The 15,180-nt window shown below is 41.8% G+C and carries 17 protein-coding genes; 7 read left to right on the forward strand and 10 right to left on the reverse strand.

Annotated elements, in window-relative coordinates; translation table 11 throughout:
• Positions 1-12: 12 nt before the first annotated feature.
• The 6 genes from OFO01_RS00810 to thiC form a co-directional block, all read right to left on the reverse strand.
• Positions 13-834 carry a LysR family transcriptional regulator gene (locus OFO01_RS00810; RefSeq protein WP_270858284.1) on the reverse strand — a complete coding sequence of 274 codons (822 nt, stop codon included), beginning with the start codon at positions 832-834 and terminating at the stop codon, positions 13-15.
• Between the two features lie 33 nt (positions 835-867).
• Positions 868-1,080 carry a tautomerase family protein gene (locus OFO01_RS00815; RefSeq protein ID WP_270858285.1) on the reverse strand — a complete coding sequence of 71 codons (213 nt, stop codon included), beginning with the start codon at positions 1,078-1,080 and terminating at the stop codon, positions 868-870.
• Positions 1,056-2,231, reverse strand: coding sequence for a YbfB/YjiJ family MFS transporter (locus OFO01_RS00820; RefSeq protein WP_270858286.1), 1,176 nt, complete (start codon positions 2,229-2,231; stop codon positions 1,056-1,058). Before OFO01_RS00820 ends, OFO01_RS00815 begins: the two co-directional genes overlap by 25 nt.
• A 140-nt stretch (positions 2,232-2,371) precedes the next feature.
• On the reverse strand, positions 2,372-3,439 hold the full coding sequence (locus OFO01_RS00825) for an Mrp/NBP35 family ATP-binding protein (protein WP_270858287.1): 1,068 nt from the start codon (positions 3,437-3,439) through the stop codon (positions 2,372-2,374).
• Positions 3,440-3,507: 68 nt separating this feature from the next.
• On the reverse strand, positions 3,508-4,275 hold the full coding sequence (locus OFO01_RS00830; RefSeq protein ID WP_270858288.1) for an SDR family NAD(P)-dependent oxidoreductase: 768 nt from the start codon (positions 4,273-4,275) through the stop codon (positions 3,508-3,510).
• Positions 4,272-5,615 carry a phosphomethylpyrimidine synthase ThiC gene (gene thiC, locus OFO01_RS00835; protein WP_270858289.1) on the reverse strand — a complete coding sequence of 448 codons (1,344 nt, stop codon included), beginning with the start codon at positions 5,613-5,615 and terminating at the stop codon, positions 4,272-4,274. Before thiC ends, OFO01_RS00830 begins: the two co-directional genes overlap by 4 nt.
• Positions 5,616-5,807: 192 nt before the next feature.
• On the opposite strand from thiC, the gene OFO01_RS00840 reads away from it, so the two are divergent.
• From OFO01_RS00840 to OFO01_RS00855, 4 genes are read left to right on the forward strand one after another with little or no spacing between them, the layout of a single operon-like run.
• Complete coding sequence (locus tag OFO01_RS00840) at positions 5,808-6,935, forward strand: bifunctional 2-C-methyl-D-erythritol 4-phosphate cytidylyltransferase/2-C-methyl-D-erythritol 2,4-cyclodiphosphate synthase (protein ID WP_270858290.1); 1,128 nt, start codon at positions 5,808-5,810, stop codon at positions 6,933-6,935.
• A 2-nt stretch (positions 6,936-6,937) separates the two neighbouring features.
• Positions 6,938-7,804: a hypothetical protein gene (locus OFO01_RS00845; protein ID WP_270858291.1), complete on the forward strand. Its 867-nt coding sequence runs from the start codon at positions 6,938-6,940 to the stop codon at positions 7,802-7,804.
• On the forward strand, positions 7,782-8,855 hold the full coding sequence (locus OFO01_RS00850) for a sulfate adenylyltransferase (RefSeq protein ID WP_270858292.1): 1,074 nt from the start codon (positions 7,782-7,784) through the stop codon (positions 8,853-8,855). Before OFO01_RS00845 ends, OFO01_RS00850 begins: the two co-directional genes overlap by 23 nt.
• A 25-nt stretch (positions 8,856-8,880) precedes the next feature.
• Positions 8,881-9,417: a phosphatidylglycerophosphatase A family protein gene (locus OFO01_RS00855; protein ID WP_270858293.1), complete on the forward strand. Its 537-nt coding sequence runs from the start codon at positions 8,881-8,883 to the stop codon at positions 9,415-9,417.
• Here the strand turns inward: OFO01_RS00855 and OFO01_RS00860 are convergent, their stop codons facing one another.
• From OFO01_RS00860 to OFO01_RS00870, 3 genes are read right to left on the reverse strand one after another with little or no spacing between them, the layout of a single operon-like run.
• Entirely contained in the window at positions 9,418-9,879 is a 462-nt protein-coding gene (locus tag OFO01_RS00860) for a hypothetical protein (RefSeq protein WP_270858294.1), read from the reverse strand.
• Entirely contained in the window at positions 9,876-10,079 is a 204-nt protein-coding gene (locus tag OFO01_RS00865) for a hypothetical protein (RefSeq protein ID WP_270858295.1), read from the reverse strand. Before OFO01_RS00865 ends, OFO01_RS00860 begins: the two co-directional genes overlap by 4 nt.
• 38 nt (positions 10,080-10,117) lie before the next feature.
• Positions 10,118-10,375, reverse strand: coding sequence for a hypothetical protein (locus OFO01_RS00870; RefSeq protein ID WP_270858296.1), 258 nt, complete (start codon positions 10,373-10,375; stop codon positions 10,118-10,120).
• Between the two features lie 71 nt (positions 10,376-10,446).
• On the opposite strand from OFO01_RS00870, the gene uvrB reads away from it, so the two are divergent.
• The 3 genes from uvrB to OFO01_RS00885 all read left to right on the forward strand — a co-directional run bounded on the left by uvrB (position 10,447) and on the right by OFO01_RS00885 (position 13,524).
• Positions 10,447-12,423, forward strand: a complete 1,977-nt coding sequence (uvrB, locus tag OFO01_RS00875; RefSeq protein WP_270858297.1) for an excinuclease ABC subunit UvrB — start codon at positions 10,447-10,449, stop codon at positions 12,421-12,423.
• Positions 12,424-12,516: 93 nt separating this feature from the next.
• Positions 12,517-12,672, forward strand: a complete 156-nt coding sequence (locus OFO01_RS00880) for a hypothetical protein (protein WP_270858298.1) — start codon at positions 12,517-12,519, stop codon at positions 12,670-12,672.
• A gap of 117 nt (positions 12,673-12,789) precedes the next feature.
• A complete protein-coding gene (locus OFO01_RS00885) occupies positions 12,790-13,524 on the forward strand; it encodes a hypothetical protein (RefSeq protein WP_270858299.1) in 735 nt (244 codons plus the stop codon).
• 314 nt (positions 13,525-13,838) lie between these two features.
• Here OFO01_RS00885 and OFO01_RS00890 read toward each other — a convergent pair whose 3' ends face one another.
• The gene (locus OFO01_RS00890) at positions 13,839-15,176 is read right to left on the reverse strand and encodes a PFL family protein (protein WP_270858300.1); all 1,338 of its coding nucleotides are present in this window, start codon (positions 15,174-15,176) and stop codon (positions 13,839-13,841) included.
• Between the last annotated feature and the right edge of the window lie 4 nt (positions 15,177-15,180).

The raw sequence follows: 15,180 nt of genomic DNA on the forward strand, positions 1-15,180 counted from the left end.
ACGATATGGAATTTATAATTTCATATCGCGTAGATACTGCTCGATATTTGGGACATTATCCTTCCTGCAAATCATTGTAGTTGGGATATTTGCCTGTTTTTTGGAAAGAATTTTCAAATTTAGCTTTTTATCGTATCCAAGCTTTTCGATTATGCTTAAAGGCAGTATCGTCTGCCCGATCCCAGCCTCCACACAGCCTAAAATCGTCTCATAACTAGCAAATTCGAAAATTTTAGCCTCTATTTTGCGAGATTGCAGATATTTCATCGCAAAATCATTATAAGCGCACCCCTTGCGATATGCCAGAAACACCGCATTTTCGCTCGTTTGCTTTGGACTTGCGATGACCATTGTCTCATCGAAAATATTTAGTGTCATTAAATCTTTATGCTCGACTATCCCGCTTACAAAGGCAATATCAGCCTTGTAATCAAGTAGCCATTTAAGGCACCCAGCAGTCGTATTTGTGGTAAGCTCTAACGAAGCACCCTTAAAGTCATTATAAAGCCTTAGCAAAAACGGCACCACGCGCACCGCAGCGTTTGCTTCTGTGGAGACTACGCGCAGGCTTAATTCCTTGGATTTTTTAATCTCTTTGTTTAGCCGCTCGATTTTGCTTACAATCTCACACGCCCTAGGATAGAGCATTTCGCCCTCTTTGGTAAGCAAAACGCCTTGCGGAACTCTGTGAAAAAGCTTAAAGCCAAGATCGTTTTCTAGCTGTTTGATACGAGCTGTGATGTTTGATTGAGCCTGTTTTAGCTTTTTTGCGCCCAGTGTTACGCTTCGCTCACCAGCGACTGCGACAAAAATTTTTAATAAATTTGAATCCATTTTTATCTCCAAATTTAAGAAATTTTATGAAATTTATGATTTTTGCTTTGCTCTGATAGCCGTTATCGTCTCACCTCCGATTGCGTAGTTATCGGTACTGACTTCATCGATGATGACGACGCAGGTTTTCTCTCCACGGCCGACGACTTTCACAAAAGCATCTGTTAGCTCGCGGACTAAATCCACCTTTTGCTCCACGCTCAAACCGCCGTCCTCGATAGTCATTTTGACATTGATAAGTGGCATTTTTGCTCCTTTTTTAAAAATTTTATCACCCCTAGACTAAGCGCGCTAAGTCCCACAAAAATCGCGGTTAAAACTAGCGCCCTATCGTAGCTTTGATAGATGTTAAAGATTTTAGCACAATACAGTGGCGCGATTATCGTTCCTATGGCATACGCAGCCGTTAGCGCACTCATAATCGGTGCCGATGATTTGGGCGCTAGGCTCGCCCCATAGCTCATAAATAGCGCGGTTAGCCCCATCATCGTGTTTCCATATATAGCACCACTTAATAAATTTAAGATTAAATTTTGGCTAAACACTGGGATTAAAATCCCTAAAATTTGTAGCACAAGCGAGACTATCATCATCTCTACCCCGCCAAATCTCCGCCCCAAATTCACCCACACAAACGGCCCAAACATCGCGAAAACGCCCACAAAATACCACGCATAAGTGCCCATATTTTCTAGCCCTTTTACGCGGTTTATGATATCGGGCAAAAAGCTAGCCTGCACCACAAATCCCATGCCCTCCAAAAAATATGCGAAGATTAAAATTTTCAAAATTAGCAAATTTGGCAATTTTTCGCTTTTTGCGACCAAAAATTTGGCGTTTTTACCACGCTTTGGTGTGAGTGTATTTAGCGCGAAAATGCTTAAAGGAAGCGAAAAAACTATCAAAAAAACCCACGCGATTTTCCAGCCAAAAAACACAAGAGCTAAATTTCCCACAAGCGAGGTTAGCACGATAGAAATACCAGCCGCGCCAAAATAAAGCGCCATGGCCTGTTTGTTGTGAGATAGCAGGTCAAAGACAAATGACGAACCCACGCCCATAACCAGCGCCGAACCCACTCCTGCGGCCACTCTCGCGCCAAACCAAAGGTAGTAATTTTCGCTAAATGCTAAAATAATTGTCGTAAAAATGCTTAGAAAAAGCGCTAGTTTAAAAAGCAAAATTTTAAACTCTCCCCCGCGCACAAAGACCGTGGCAAAGGAGCCTACAAAGTATCCAGTGTAGTTTGCAAAGGCTAGAATTCCAGCCCGTTCTACGCTTAAAAAATCACCTAGCATTGGTGGCAAAAGTGCTGTAAAAGCAAATCGAGCCATGCCGATAGCCACAATAAATGCGCAAATTCCAGCTAGTAAAATTTTAATATCGTTAAATTTCATATATTTTCTTAAATTTGGATTTTTGCGAGATTGTATCAATAAAAACGATTTAAAGTCAAATATAAAATAACGATTTGTGATATATAAAATTTATATACCAAACGGCAAAAATTCGCCGTTTGGTAGGTGAAATTTGGAATTTAAGCCTGTGGTTGAATCGCTGAATTATCAGCTAAATTTTCCCTATCGACCTCTTCGATTTTTTCCCACAGCGCGCGCGCAGCCTGCTCATAGCGTTTCGCACTCACAGATTTGGGCGCATAAAAGCTAATTGGCTTGCCATTATCGCCGCCCTCGCGGATTGCGATTTCGATTGGGATTTCGCCTATGACTTTGGTATTGTAAGCACTAGCTAGCTTTTGCGCACCGCCACGGCCGAAAATATCGTATTCTTTGCCATTATCAGGGCAGATAAATCCGCTCATATTCTCAATAATTCCAGCCACTGGGATATGAAGCTTCTCAAACATATCAAGCCCCCTAGCGCCGTCATCTAAGGCTACGGTTTGAGGCGTGGTTACGCACACACCGGCTGTTACTGGCACGCTTTGGGCAAGTGTGATTTGCGCATCGCCTGTGCCCGGTGGCATATCTATGAAAAGCACATCTAAATCACTCCACGCGACATCTTTTAGCAGCTGTTCGATCGCCTTCATTATCATTGCCCCACGCCACATTAGCCCCTGACCTGCCTCGATTAGCACGCCCATACTCATCATCTCGATTCCATGGCTTTCGATCGGCTTCAATCTCTGTCCGATTACGCTAGCTTGGGTGTTTTCCTCGCCTAGCATGCGTGGCATGTTTGGACCATAAATATCAGCGTCTAGCACGCCTACTTTTTTGCCAAGTTTGGCTAGCGAAATCGCCAAATTTAGGGTAGTTGTGCTTTTGCCAACGCCACCTTTGCCTGAACTAATCATCACAAAATGTTTGATTTGTGGGGCGATATTTTTGCCAGAGCGCGAATTGCTCTGCTCGGGGGCTAGTTTTGGTGTTTTGATCGAAATTTGCGCAGTTGGGATTAAATTTAAAATTTCAGCCTTAATCTGCATTGAAATTTCGCTTTTTTGGCTTGGGATTTCGATATCTATCACAGGATTTTCGCCATCACTCACGCTTTTTACAAAGCCAAAATCAACGATAGATTTTGAAAATCCCGGATAAATCACGCCTCGAAGCGCGTTTAAAATTTCGTCTTTACTCATTTTTCCTCTTTCTTTGAAATTTGATAAAAGGCGCATTATATTTAAAAAGTTTGAAATTTTTTTTAAATTTAGCCGTTTAAAAAACCTGTAACTTTGGCGCAAAATTTAAGCGGGAAAATGCGGGTCAAAAGGTTCGCTAGAAGCATAAACCTGCCATCATACACTAGCGTTTTTCCCTTTTGCATGGCTTCAAAAGCCCTTTTTGCCACGGCGTTAGCGTCATCTGAACGCGCAAAAATTTTGGCGTTTTTTACATTTGCTCTTTCTCCAAAATTTGTAGCCACAGGTCCTGGGCAAAACGCCGTAACGCTGATATTTTGTGCGCGAAGCTCTTCGCCTAGGGCTACGCTGAAATTTCGCACAAATGCCTTGCTTGCGTAATACACGCTCATTTTTGGACCAGCCGTAAGAGAGGCAGCAGAGGCGATATTTAGGATTTTTCCGCCATTTTGCGCTATCATCGATTTTGCGAAATAGTGCGTTAAATTTAGCAAACTAGCGATATTTACCTGCACCATTTCAAGCTGTTTTTTCAGATCGCTTTTAGCAAATTCGCCGTGATCTCCAAAACCTGCATTATTTATCAAAATGTCGATTTTTAGGGAGTTTTCGCGGACAAATTCGCAAATTTTATCCACGCTAGTATTTTGCGATAAATCCGCCCCAAAGATAAAAACTCTCACGCCAAATTTAGCTTCAAGCTCGTTTTTTAGGGCGTTTAGCGCGTCAGTATTTCGCGCTGTGATAACCAAATCATATCCGTTTTCGGCACAAATTCGCGCAAACTCGCGCCCCAAACCGCTACTAGCTCCCGTGATTAAGGCAGTTTTATTCATTGCTCATCTTTTGGGAAGTGTTCGCAATTTTGCTCTGCGATTTGGCGCGAAATTTTATACGCACAAAATTTCGGCCCACACATCGAGCAAAACTCCGCATTTTTAAAGCCCTCATCAGGCAAACTCTCGTCGTGATATTCGCGCGCGCGCTCAGGGTCAAGCGCTAGCTCGAACTGTTTGTTCCACTCAAATTTATACCTAGCGTCGCTCATAGCGTGATCTCGCTCGATCGCTCCTTTTTTGCCAAGTGCGACATCTGCTGCATGAGCTGCGATTTTATGGGCTATTATGCCCTCTCTGACATCTTTTGCGTTTGGCAAACCCAAATGCTCTTTTGGCGTAACATAGCAAAGCATGCTAGCCCCGTGAAATGCCGCCATCGTCCCGCCAATCGCACTTGTGATATGATCATACCCTGCGCCGATGTCGGTCGGAAGTGGTCCAAGTATGTAAAACGGAGCGTCGTTACAAAGCCTTTGCTCTTCCTTCATATTAAATTCAATCTGATTAAACGGCACATGACCAGGGCCTTCTATCATAACTTGAACATTTTTTGCGTTTGCCCTAATTGCAAGTTTGCCAAGCTCGGCAAGTTCGCTCATTTGGGCTTCGTCTGTGGCGTCGTATAGACAGCCGGGTCGCAAACTATCGCCCAGTGAGAGCGAAACATCGTATTTAGCGCAAATATCGCAAATGGCGTCAAAATTTTCGTAAAACGGATTTTCTTTGTGGTGCTTCATCATCCAACTAGCCATCAGTGAGCCGCCACGGCTTACGATTCCCATTTTGCGTTTGGCAACAAGCGGCATAAATTTAAGCAAAAATCCAGCATGAATAGTGAAATAATCAACGCCTTGCCCCGCTTGTTTTTCAATGCAATCAAGCATAATTTGCGGCGTTAGGTTGTCTAAATCCTTGATATCGTGGATAATTTGATAAATCGGCACCGTGCCAATTGGAACGGTTGAGTTTGCGATAATCGCACGGCGAATTTCGTCCAAATCCCCGCCCGTGCTTAGATCCATGACGGTGTCTGCGCCGTATTTTATCGAAAGGCGCAATTTTTCGATCTCTTCGTCTATGCCACTGCTGAGGCTAGAAGAGCCGATATTTGCGTTGATTTTGCATTTTAGTGCCCTGCCAATGCCCATAGGAACTAGGTTTTTGTGATTTATGTTGGCTGGGATTATGAGTTTTCCCTGTGCGATTTGCGCTCTAATAAATTCAGCTTCCAAACACTCCGTTTTTGCGACAGCCTCCATTTGTGGGGTGATAACGCCATTTTTAGCGTAAAAAAGTTGAGTTGGGGTTGCGCAGTCTTTTAAATTTGGGGTTTGCATTTTTGACCTTTCGTGCGAAAATTTGTGAAATTTGATAGAATTTTACTACAAAAAAGCAAAATTTAAATCTTTTTTGCGTGTTTAAATTCGTAACACCCCTTGGCAAAATTTGCAAAATTTAGCCAAAATTTCACTATTTTTTAAATTTAATATGTATAATTTCGTAACATTTTTAAAATTTTAGGAAATCAAATGTCTGAAATATCACTCGTTTTACTCGCCGCTGGGGATTCTACGCGCTTTGCTAGCCCCGTAAAAAAGCAGTGGCTTCGCATAGGCGATGATCCGCTGTGGCTACATGTCGCCAAAGATCTCGCAAAAAAGGCAAATTTCGCAAAAATCATAATCGTAGCTAATCCGCAAGATTTAAAATACATGCGCTCATTTTGCGATGAATTCGAATTTGTCTCCGGTGGCGATATGCGCCAAAAATCGCTTAAAAACGCCCTTGAAATGGTGCAAAGCGAGTTTGTTTTAGTAAGCGATGTGGCGCGGGCTAGTATTTCTCAAAATCTCATAAACTCGCTACTTGAAAATTTAGGCAAATTTGACTGCGTAAGCCCATATTTAGGCGTAAATGACACGGCGTATTTGGGCGAGTGCGAGATAGCGCGCGATGAGATTAAACTAATCCAAACCCCGCAACTCTCGCGCACAAATTTATTAAAAAAAGCCTTACAAAGCGAGCAAATTTTCACAGACGATAGCTTAGCCATAAAGAGCGTAGGCGGGACTTTGGGCTTTGTAAAGGGCGAAATTTCGGCTAGAAAAATCACGCGAATTTGCGATTTAGAAAATTTTGATTTTCCTAGCGTTTGTTCGGAGATATTTTGCGGAAACGGCTTTGATGTGCATGCGCTAGAAGCTGGCTCGTTTATCACGCTTTGTGGCGTAAAAATACCTTGCGAGTATTCGCTCATCGCTCACAGCGACGGCGATGTGGCGATTCATGCGCTAATTGATGCTATGTGCGGGGCAGCTGGGATTGGCGATATTGGCGAGCTTTTCCCTGATACAGACGAGGCTTACAAAGGGATTGATTCGAAAATTTTGTTACGAAAAGTAACAGATAAAATTCACCGCTATGGCTTTGAAATCGTAAATGCAGACATTACCATAATGGCGCAAAAACCCAAACTAAGCCCATACAAAGAGCAAATGCAAAAAGCTTTGTGCGAAATTTTAGCCACGCGCAAGGTAAATGTCAAAGCCACCACCACCGAAAAACTAGGCTTTGTGGGCCGAAGCGAGGGCATTGCGGTGATTGCGAGTGTGAATTTAAAGTATTTTGACTGGAAAAAACTGCTTATCAAGGATTAGTTTTGAAAATCTTAATCGCCGAAAAGGAAAGCTATCTGGCAAACTCACTTAGCCTAAAACTAAGCGCGCTAAACCACCAATGCACCGTGGTTTCCACCCTGCCACTAGCCCTGAACGCCGGGGAATTCGACGCTGTTTTGCTCTCATCATCGTGGGGGAGTGGCGATTTGCTAAGCGTGATTGCGCGCCACAAAAACGCAATCGTGATAATGCTAGTATCATACATCAGCAATGACACGGTTACAGCGCCCATAAATGCGGGCGCGACGGATTATATTTTAAAGCCGTTTATGATAGAAGATCTCATCAAAAAGCTCGATCACTACGCGTATTTTAAGCAAATTTTGCATGAAAAAGAGCGAAACGACGAACTCTTGCGCGCACTAAAAGAAATTTACGACACACCAAAAATAAGCGCGCAAAAGCTCAAATTTCCGCTTTTTTTAAAGGGTTACGATGAAATTTCACGCCTTTTATACGCTCATCAAATCGCCCAAAATTTTGGCGTAAAAATCATAATCGCTAATGGCGAGGATTGCGAAAACTTAAAAATAAAAAACGAAATTTTATTCGTGCAAAAATTTGATAAAACATCGCCTGCTAAAAGAGCGCAAATTTTATCAAATTTCGCCGAAAAACGGCTAGTTTTGGAGGTTTGCTCTATGGAATTTAGCGAAAACTCAAATCAAATTTTACTCTCTCCATACTGCGCAAAAAACAAAATTTTAAGCCTGGAAGAGTATTTGAAATTTGCGATTTTAGCGCATCAGGGCGAGTATTTCGACTCTGAGCTCGCCTCGATTTTGGGGATTTCGCGAAAATCGCTTTGGGAAAAGAGAAAAAAATATGGTATCACGCGAAAAAAATAGCATTGAGATTTCAAAAAGCGAGCTTTGCGCCCTGCACCTTTTGAAATTTGGGGCATTTGGGGGCGAAGAAAGGCTAAAAAACGGCAAAAATTTCGCCTTTGTAGCGGGGAAATTTAGACCTGGCGCAGAGGTAAATTTAATCTGCAATGGCGAAATTTGTGGAAAATTAAAAATTATTTCATCACAAAAAATCACGGACGAAGAAAAACAAAACTCCGTTTTTGAAAACAAACGCCCAGGAAACGAGGCAATTAAGGGCGAGCTTAGCCTAAATTCGCGCATAATTGGTGATGAGTTTGCGGAATTTTTCGCGCGAAAATCAAGCTTCAAAAACCCCAGAATTTCAGCCTTTTTCACCATGGCAGATCCCTTGCACAGGGTGCATGAAAGGTTACTTCGCCTGATGATAGACAAGGCTGATTTTGTGGTGATTTTTTTGGTAGGTTCGAGCAGAAGCGACGCATTTAGCGCAAATTTACGCAAAAAAACCTTGGAGTTTTTGTGCGAAAATTTCCTTGTAAAAGGGCGGGTTTTGCTCATAGATTTAAACGATTTTAGCGCGCTAAATAACCACTCCGACCCCACGCTTGAATGCGCCATAGCGCACAATCTAGGCATAAATAAGGTCGTCTTTGGGCAAAAACACAAGCATGTGGCAGGCTACTTCGACCACGGCGATATGCACTCTGTGCTGGATTTTTGCGATTACGAAAATTTTGAAATTTGGCTCATGCCAGAGTATGTGTATTGCAACAAATGCAAGGTCCTTTCCAGCGTGAAAAACTGCCCGCACGGCTCGCACCACCATGTGCATTATCACACGCGCAACCTAAAAGCCATGCTCTATGCTGGGATTTTGCCGCCTGCGCTTTTCATGCGAAAGGAGATTTCGGCGATGATTTTGGCCGAGCTTTTTCCTAATCGCTTCGCCGATTTGCAAGCCCTTTACGATGATTTGTTCCCTAACGACGGGCTTATCGAGCCTAGAAGCGAGAGCGAATTTTACGAAGAGCTAATGAGGCTGTATCAAACCAGCGCACTAAAAACTTGAAATTTGAAATTTAAAAGGAGAAAATTTGAATAAGCTATTTGTTACATTTTTTGGAAGTGGGCTTTTGCGACCTGCGCCTGGGACTTGGGGGAGCGTGGCAGGCTGGATTGTAGGGCTTGTAATTTTGGCATTTGCGGGGGGAACGACGCTGTTTTTGTGCGCTGCTCTGGTTTTTGTAATCTCGCTAAAAATAATCGACGAATACGAAAAACAGGTCGGCTCGCACGATAATAGCGAAATCGTAATCGACGAGGTCGTGGGCGTGTGGATCGCTATGAGCATCAGTGCTAGCGTAGGCGAGGTGTATGGGATAGATTTTGCCGAAATTATTTCTGGCTTTGAAGCTAGCGGGCTTTCGTGGCTTGCGATGATTTTATCCCTTGTGCTATTTAGGGTTTTTGATATATGGAAGCCATCTATCATAGGGCGCGCCGATCGCGATATCAAGGGCGGTCTAGGCGTGATGAGCGATGATATTTTGGCTGGATTTTTCGCTGGGCTTGGGGTTTTGATTATTTTTTCATTGATGATTAAATTTGGACTTGGAGGGCTGATTTTTTAATCAGCCTCTACCTACATTAAAGCGAGAATATTTTTTAAATGTCTCTAAATTATGGAAAGTTTTGCAAAGATTGCTTTTTTTGTTTATAGGATAAAGCTCCATAAAGTATAAATTTCCGTCGTGTTTGAGCGTGATATCTGCGCACATTTCCATATTTCCCTTAGATTTGACGCCCACGCCGTATTTGATAGGCTTGCCGACTACGACTTTCGCGTTTAAATCCTCGTCGCTAAACTGGCGCACGCTTGTCATGTTTTTAAGCTCTCTAAATTCGCCCTTAGCGTCATAATCGCTTTTTATATCCTTAAAAAACCTATCCAAATCCGTCACAGCAGAAGCCGCCAATGGTCCGTCTGTAAGAGATGTAAATTTCGGCCACACAACCTTAACGCCGAAAAAAATCACAACTATGATTAAAATCAGACTACCTAGTCCGCTACCGCCTGCTCCGCCTTTACTCATCTTTTCACTCCTTCATCGATGTTTTTTGAAATAGCCTCTATTTTGCTAGAAAACATATAATTTTCATAACTCTTTTGAATATATGCCTTCAAAAGCTCGCCCACATCTACATGCAAACCATCTCTTGCGATCTCGCGCCAGTCCCGCTCGAAGCTGAGTGCAAACTCATCTTCTAGGCTGATAGAATACTCTTTACTCAAAGATTTGCTTGTAAATTTAACTGAAATTTCTCTCATTTTTAGTTGTCAAATTCATCTTTTGCAAAAATTTCATCTAGTTTTTTGCTAAGCTCCTCGTCGCTTAGTTTGCGATACTCGGCGTCCTCTTCTAGCGTGCCAAGCTGCATACTAATCGCCTCATTTTGCGCCTTGATACTAACTAGCTCTGCGCGCAATCTCGCGTTTTCTTCCCTAGCCTCGCTGTATCTTCTGATAAGCTCCTCGACCTTTTGACCCAAACTCTCGACTTTTTTTTCTTCGTCAAAGATTGATTCCATATTTGTCCTTTTTTAGATATAATTTAAAGTTTTTATTCTAACCAAATTTAGCTTTAAAATAAAGGAAAAATTTGCAAAATTTTAAAATATCATCAAAATTTACCCCAAGCGACGATCAAAAAAACGCGATAGAAAAAATCGTGCAGGGTATCAAAAACGGCGAAAAATATCAAACACTGCTCGGTGTTACTGGAAGCGGAAAAACCTTTACCATGGCAAATATCATCGCAAATTTGCAAATTTCAACTCTCATAATGACACACAACAAATCCCTTGCAGCGCAACTTTATAGCGAATTTAAGGGCTTTTTCCCGCAAAATCATGTCGAGTATTTTATCAGCTATTATGATTATTATCAGCCAGAAGCCTACATTCCGCGTCAAGACCTTTTTATCGAAAAAGATAGTTCCATAAATGACGAGTTAGAGCGCCTTCGCCTTTCAGCGACGGCTAGTTTGCTTAGTTTTGACGATGTCATTACGATAGCTTCGGTTTCAGCAAACTACGGTTTGGGCGACCCTAGCGAATACAAAGGCATGGTGCTTCACCTTGAACTAGGGCAAAGTTTTTCTAGCAAATTTTTACTTCGCAAACTCGTCGATATGGGTTACAAACGCAACGATAATTTTTTTGATCGTGGCGATTTCCGCGCTAACGGCGATACGATCGACATTTATCCGGCGTATTTTAACGACGAAGCCATAAGGCTAGAATTTTTTGGCGACGAACTTGAAGCGATGTATCATTTCGATGTTTTGGAAAATAAAAAAACAAAAAGCGTGGCTAAATTTATCCTTTATCCCACAAGTCAGTTTATCGTCGGCGAAAACCGCCTAAAAACGGCGATTAAAGGCATTGAAGAAGAGCTTGGCGAGAGATTAAAATTTTTTGAAAATGAAAATAAACTCGTCGAAGCCCAGCGCCTAAAACAGCGGGTCGAATTTGACCTTGAAATGATGAGTGCAACGGGCATTTGCAAAGGAATCGAAAATTATGCGAGATATTTAACAGGGCAAAACGCCGGAGAGACGCCGTATTCGTTGTTTGATTACTACGAGAGCAAGGGGCAAGACTACCTAGTCATCGTCGATGAAAGCCATGTTTCTTTGCCGCAGTTTCGCGGTATGTTCGCAGGCGATCGAAGTCGCAAAGAAACGCTCGTAGAATACGGATTTCGCTTGCCTTCTGCGCTTGATAACCGACCTTTGATGTTTGATGAATTTATCAGCAAAAAAGGTAAATTTTTATTCGTTTCAGCCACGCCAAATGAATACGAAGTGAATTTAAGCGGCGGAAAGGTTGTGGAGCAAATTTTGCGTCCGACAGGGCTTTTAGATCCCGAAATTCTCATAAAAGATAGCGACAATCAAGTCGAAATCCTGCACGATATGGCAAAAAAGGTTATCGCTAGGAACGAGCGAATTTTGGTAACCGTGCTAACAAAAAAAATGGCAGAAGAGCTTAGTAAATACTATCTAGAACTAGGAATTAAAGTAAAATACATGCACTCAGACATCGACGCGATAGAGCGAAATGAGCTAATTCGTGGGCTAAGATCAGGCGAATTTGATATGCTAATCGGTATAAATTTATTGCGTGAGGGCCTAGATTTGCCCGAAGTTAGTTTGATTGCGATTTTTGATGCCGACAAAGAGGGCTTTTTGCGCTCGGAAACTAGCCTTATTCAGACTATGGGACGGGCTGCTAGGAATTTAAACGGGCAGGTTGTGATGTTTTGCAAAAAAATCACCCGCTCAATGCAAAGTGCTATCGATATAACCACGGCTAGACGCAAATTCCAAGATGAATACAACCGCACTCACGGCATAACGCCACACTCGGCAACCAGAAACATAGAAGAAAGCCTAAAAATTGATGATGGGGCTGAAATTTTAACCAAAGTGAAAAAATTAGAAAAAATGCCGGCAAATGAACGCGCCAAAATCATAAAAGAGCTAAGAAAGCAAATGCTAGAAGCCGCTGCTGCGCTGGAATTCGAAAAAGCCGCTGCGTTAAGAGATGAAATAGCGAAAATAAAAAAACTCTAAATTTGGATAAAATTTGAGACCATAAAATAAACTCTGACAAATCCAAATTTAAAGCCCATAATTCTCAAACAAAAGTGATTTGTCAGAATTAGATTGATAGTCTCCATTTTTGGCGGGAAAGGATGCCCACCCTACGATACTAGCGGTAAAAACGGCTTTGAAGCATTAAGTGAATTTGATACAAACAATGACGGAATAATAGATAGCAATGATGAAAAATTTGCAAATATAAATTTACTAGTTGCTTGAATTTATAAATTTAAATTCAAATAATCAAATTTGAGTTTAAATTTGTGAATTCGAATAAATTCAGTATTTTTAAATACTGACCGAATTTGAATTTGCAAAAAAACACAAAGGAATTATATGGATATTTTAATTGTTAATTTAATTGTGGCATTTGCTTGTGCGTTGTGTATAAAATACATCGCGAATTCACAGATAAACAAATTTGCAAAATTCTTTGCTTTGCTAATTTTCTTTGTTTTTGTTTTTTTTGGATTTTTTGTCTTTGTATTTTTTCTGACTTTCTTATTTTTAGCATTAATCAAGAAAAAATACAGAGTTAAAATTCACAAAATAGACGAAAAAATAACTTATGAAAAAGTAGAAATTTCAAAAAATGATAAATTTTTATTTGCAAGTAAAGCCCGTTTTTTTGCTACTTTAATGGTTTTATTTTTCACTTGCGGATTTGTATTTGACGGGTTTAAAATGCTTAAATTTAGATATGAGTGTGATATTAAAAAGAATTTTAAGATTGAAATTGTAAGCGATGATTATGAAATAAAAGAGAGTGATTATCATAGATGGGGAAACGCATTGCCTTTTAATTATGATAGCAATATAAGTATTGAAAGAATATATGGTAAATTAGATAGTTCAGGCGGATTATATCATAGACAAAATGTATTTTACAATAATAATTTAATTGCAAAAATATATGAATATTTTATGCCATATAATTATTTTATAGCAAAAATGTTATCTGTCGAGACAGAACAAACTGGCGAATTATGTGGTTATAGCAACGATGAAATTTTAAAAATTTTAGAAAAAAATTTAATAAACAAAAATTTTAATGAAAAGGACAAAAGATGAGTATTGTAGAGTGGGCATCCTTGCCCACCAAAAAAATACTCAATTTAAATAAAGCTTCTTTGCTTTGCAAAGCTTTACTCATAATGACACAAAACCAATCGTAAATTTAATCTCGTAAATCGCCACGACAGCATTGCTGCCTCGCACTGACAATAGCAAGCATCGAGGCAGTGTTTTTAGCTTGCGAAATGCAATAATAAATGCAAGAGTAAGGAATTTCCCTAGATTGCTTCGGCGTTGCACGCCTCGCAATGGCAAATTTTACGCCACTGCGAGAATTTGCAAATTTAAACCAAAACTAAAAATTTAAAATTTTAATTCCTAAAACTATGAATCGGCGCAGGTATTTGCCCGCCTCTGGCGATAAATTCAGCAGATGAGGCCGAATTTACACTCATCACTGGCGCAGAGCCTAGCAACCCGCCAAACTCGATCATATCGCCCTTTTGACCTAGCGGGATAATGCGCACGGCGGTAGTTTTTTGGTTTATCACGCCGATTGCGGCTTCGTCGGCTATCATCGCTGAAATCGTAGCTGCGGGCGTATCGGACGGAATCGCAATCATATCGAGCCCCACAGAGCAAATCGCCGTCATCGCCTCTAATTTTTCCAAATTTAGCGCACCAGCCTTGACCGCCTCTATCATGCCCTCGTCCTCAGAAACCGGTATAAACGCCCCGGATAGGCCTCCTACTTGGTTGCACGCCATGACGCCACCTTTTTTGACCGCGTCGTTTAAAAGCGCAAGCGCAGCCGTCGTGCCGTGCGTGCCCACGCGCTCCAAGCCCATTTCTTCGAGCACTCTCGCCACAGAATCCCCCACAGCAGGCGTCGGCGCTAGCGATAAATCCACAATGCCAAATTTCACGCCCAGCCTCTCGCTAGCCATTGAGCCCACAAGCTGGCCTATGCGGGTGATTTTAAAGGCGGTTTTTTTGACGGTTTCAGCGAGTATATCAAAGCTCTCCCCACGCACCTTTTCTAAGGCGCGTTTGACCACGCCAGGGCCTGATACACCGACATTTATGACGACATCAGCCTCACCTACTCCGTGAAATGCGCCCGCCATAAAGGGATTGTCCTCGACGGCGTTTGCGAAAACTACGAGCTTAGCACAGCCAAATTTGCTTAAATTCGCGGTTTGTTTGATAATCTCGCCCATATCGCGCACAGCAGACATGTTTATGCCGGTTTTGGTCGAGCCTACATTTACGCTAGCGCAGACGCGCTCGGTCCCAGCTAGGGCGCGCGGGATTGAGTGGATTAGGATTTCATCGCCCTTTTGGTAGCCTTTTTGCACAAGTGCGCTAAATCCGCCGATAAAATTCACACCCACAGCATGCGCGGCCTCATCTAGCGTGCGCGCAAAAATCGTGTAATCATCTAAATCCGTGGCTGCACCGATGAGTGAAATCGGCGTTACGCAGATGCGTTTATTGACGATCGGGATACCAAGCTCGGCTGAAATTTCATCGCCAACAGCTACCAAATTTTCGGCTTTTTTTGTGATTTTGGCGTAAATTTTCTCGCAGGCTTTTTCGGGGTTTGCGTCGATACAATCAAGAAGCGAAATACCCATTGTAATGGTGCGGATATCGAAATTTTGCTCCTCGATCATCGAGATTGTTTCGGTTACTTGCTTGATATTCATTTTC

The organism is Campylobacter sp. JMF_01 NE2, from assembly GCF_027737365.1.
Classification (GTDB): Bacteria; Campylobacterota; Campylobacteria; order Campylobacterales; family Campylobacteraceae; genus Campylobacter_B.

Coding starts and splice junctions, on each gene's coding strand:
- OFO01_RS00810 (WP_270858284.1), bottom strand. CDS start 834: ATGGATTCAAATTTATTAAAAATTTTTGTCGCAGTCGCTGGTGAGCGA.
- OFO01_RS00815 (WP_270858285.1), bottom strand. CDS start 1,080: ATGCCACTTATCAATGTCAAAATGACTATCGAGGACGGCGGTTTGAGC.
- OFO01_RS00820 (WP_270858286.1), bottom strand. CDS start 2,231: ATGAAATTTAACGATATTAAAATTTTACTAGCTGGAATTTGCGCATTT.
- OFO01_RS00825 (WP_270858287.1), bottom strand. CDS start 3,439: ATGAGTAAAGACGAAATTTTAAACGCGCTTCGAGGCGTGATTTATCCG.
- OFO01_RS00830 (WP_270858288.1), bottom strand. CDS start 4,275: ATGAATAAAACTGCCTTAATCACGGGAGCTAGTAGCGGTTTGGGGCGC.
- thiC (WP_270858289.1), bottom strand. CDS start 5,615: ATGCAAACCCCAAATTTAAAAGACTGCGCAACCCCAACTCAACTTTTT.
- OFO01_RS00840 (WP_270858290.1), top strand. CDS start 5,808: ATGTCTGAAATATCACTCGTTTTACTCGCCGCTGGGGATTCTACGCGC.
- OFO01_RS00850 (WP_270858292.1), top strand. CDS start 7,782: ATGGTATCACGCGAAAAAAATAGCATTGAGATTTCAAAAAGCGAGCTT.
- OFO01_RS00860 (WP_270858294.1), bottom strand. CDS start 9,879: ATGAGTAAAGGCGGAGCAGGCGGTAGCGGACTAGGTAGTCTGATTTTA.
- OFO01_RS00870 (WP_270858296.1), bottom strand. CDS start 10,375: ATGGAATCAATCTTTGACGAAGAAAAAAAAGTCGAGAGTTTGGGTCAA.
- OFO01_RS00885 (WP_270858299.1), top strand. CDS start 12,790: ATGGATATTTTAATTGTTAATTTAATTGTGGCATTTGCTTGTGCGTTG.
- OFO01_RS00890 (WP_270858300.1), bottom strand. CDS start 15,176: ATGAATATCAAGCAAGTAACCGAAACAATCTCGATGATCGAGGAGCAA.